The sequence below is a fragment of the Actinosynnema sp. genome, from assembly GCF_052038725.1.
Map to the genome: position 1 here is coordinate 1 of NZ_JBQGCX010000499.1, position 2,825 is coordinate 2,825.

The window sequence follows — 2,825 nt, forward strand, 5'->3', positions numbered from 1 at the left end:
CGCGCAACGCGTCGGTCAGCATTCCAGTGAGGACAGCGAGTTGTTGGTCTCGTTCAACCAAGTTGCCCAAGATTTCCCCCAACGAACCTGCCGGATAAGTCCGGAACGCGCGACAGCGGAACCGGAACACACGGGACTCGACTCATTGGTCAGCTACACCCCCAGGTGAGCAACAACCATCTCGGAACGTACCAGAACAGCAAGTCGGGCAGCACTGGTCTTTACGGCGTCGACAACTGCGCCGAACGCACGGACGAGCCGCACGGACACTTCGGTCACGCTACGCCAATCCGACGGTGAATCGGGTCAGTGCACCGCGGAATTCGACAGCCACCGTTTCACCTCCACCTCGGCGCAAGCAGGCAGAAGACGTCTCGCAGCGGAGAAGAGGGCTTCGGACAGCCGGAAACCTCTCGACACGACCTAAACCGAGCGAGAACGGACACCGGTGGGTCTTTTTCCCAAACAGCCACCACCCGACGAGCTCCACCTGTGACCCACGACACAAGATCGGATACCGGAAACACCCGGACGGACGCAGCGCAGCCAATCATGGCCGGGGCACGACGAATTCGAGTTCCCGCACGAGCACAGCGTCCGCCGACACCGGAATCCCAAGCCGGCATCCGGAGGAAAACCTGGAAGTTTTTTCCTCGCCCCGGAGGCCCTGCAGCGGAACACCTGCCCGGAACACGGCAGGAGGGGGCAGCGGCAGGCGGAATCGGCACCGGGCCGCGCCGCCCTCCGAGCAGTGCGCGCGACCGTGCGGCCCGCCCACGTTCGGGGCGCGATCGACCACACCCCTAACCCGTTCGACAAACCTTGCCGAAACCGTTTTCGTCCTCCATGCTCTCCACCGCCGGGCGGAGCGCCACCGGGGAGAACCGCCGTCCCCCAGCGGCTCCCGCCCGACCAATCCGACCACTGTGGACGGTCGGACCGCGTCGATCCGAAAGGTGTGCAGGCCAATGATCGGCAGATCAGGACGGCGGAGGCCGCTGCGCGCTTGGATGACGGCCCTGGTCGTCGGCGTGCTGGCGGCGGGGCTCGTGCAGCCCACCGCGGCGAGCGCGGCGGCCAAGTCCGTCTACATCCCGGCGCGCTGGACCCAGACGGGCGAGGTCCCCTGGGCGCAGGAGCGGACCCGCGAGTCCGACAACTTCATCCTGCTGTGGGGCGAGAAGTCCGGCGCCAACCCGGTGGCCGCGCCCTCCCCCTACAACTTCGACCCGAACAGCGTCATCACCCAGCTGGAGAACCTCTACAGCTTCTACGTGAACACGATGAAGTTCACGCCGGAGACGGGGCTGCTCGCCCAGCACAAGATCATCGTGATCGTCACCCGGACCTGGAACCGGACCGCGCTGGACGCCTGGGCGACCGGCGGCTCCACCGACGGCCGGGTCGGCGTGATCAACGTGGCGCCCGGCGCGGCGCTGCCCGGCTCGTGGGGCCTGGCGCACGAGCTGGCGCACGTCTTCCAGAACTACACCTTCCTGGGCCGCTCCGGGGTGGGCTTCACCGCGCCGCACTCGGGCACGTTCTGGGAGACCAGCGCGGAGTTCATGGCCATGCAGGCGCTGCCGACCACGGCCGCGGGCGACCTGACCCGCTGGCTGCGCTCGGAGAACCTGTACTGGAGCTCCAGCCGCCACCACTACGGCAACTGGATGCTGATGCAGTACGTCAAGGACCGCGACGGTCTGGCGATGTTCAACCGCATCTGGAACGAGGCCACCAGCTCCGAGCACCCGCTGGACACCTACCGGCGCATCGCCGGGATCACCCAGGCCGAGCTGAACCGGCGGATCGGCGAGTACGCGACCCGCAACGTCACGTGGGACTTCGGCAACCGCTCGACGCTGATGCCCTTCATCGACAATGTGTACGGCTCCGGGTTCCTCAAGGCGTACAACGGCGGTCTGGTCGAGGCGGTGGACGCGGGCGCCGGACACTTCCGGATGAACACCCGCACCGCGCCGTCCGACTACGGCTTCAACAAGATCAAGATGGTGCCGACCACCAACGGCGGCCTGGTGAAGGTGCGCGTCAAGGGGCACACCGAGACCGGCGCCGCGGGCTGGGCGTTCGGCATGGTGGCGCTGCGCAACGGTGGAAGCCCGCGCTACTCGCCGGTGACCGTGGCCACCGACGGGCAGATCGACTTCCAGCTCCAGTCCGGTGAGAACGAGGTCTACCTGGTCGTCACCGGCACGCCGAACTCGGTGCCGCGCTACGCGTTCCTGGACGGCTACAACGCCGCGAAGCGCTACCCGTACGAGTTCCGGGTCTCCGGCGCGACGCCGTCCGGGTTCGAGCCGAACCACGTCAAGCCCGCGGCGACCGGTGGTGGCCGCTGGCACAGCAACGGCGGCGGTTGGGTCGCGAACACCGCGAACGTGGCCGCGAGCGCGTACGTCGGCCCCAAGGCCGCCGTCATGGGTCGTGCCTCGGTGCAGGGCAACGCGCGCATCGAGGGCCTGGGCTGGGTCAACGGCGGCACGGTCGGCGGCAACGCGGTCGTGCGGGACAACGCGCTGGTCCAGGACGGGGCGAACCTGTCGGGCAACGTCGTGGTCGGCGGCGACGCCGAGTTCGCGATCGCCTGCTCGTCCGGCACGTACCTGGCGTTCAACCCCGACCGGGGTTGCGACGGCAGGGCCGGGGAGACCGACGTCAACCCGGCGCACGGCACGTTCCCGACCTCGGACCTGGCCCTGCGCTAGCCGAGGCTGGTTGGCACGCCGAGGGGTCGGCCCCCTAGGCTCAGCGCCAACCGATCACCCGCGCCGCCTTCCGGGCGGGACGGGTCGGTGGACGCCCGC

At 68.5% G+C, this 2,825-nt stretch carries 1 protein-coding gene; it reads left to right on the forward strand.

Features of this window, described 5'->3' with window-relative positions; translation table 11 throughout:
• Window positions 1–968: 968 nt before the first annotated feature.
• Entirely contained in the window at window positions 969–2,726 is a 1,758-nt protein-coding gene (locus ACTUAL_RS10025; RefSeq protein ID WP_440900073.1) for a DUF6055 domain-containing protein, read from the forward strand.
• Window positions 2,727–2,825: the final 99 nt, after the last annotated feature.

Coding starts and splice junctions, on each gene's coding strand:
- ACTUAL_RS10025 (WP_440900073.1), top strand. CDS start 969: ATGATCGGCAGATCAGGACGGCGGAGGCCGCTGCGCGCTTGGATGACG.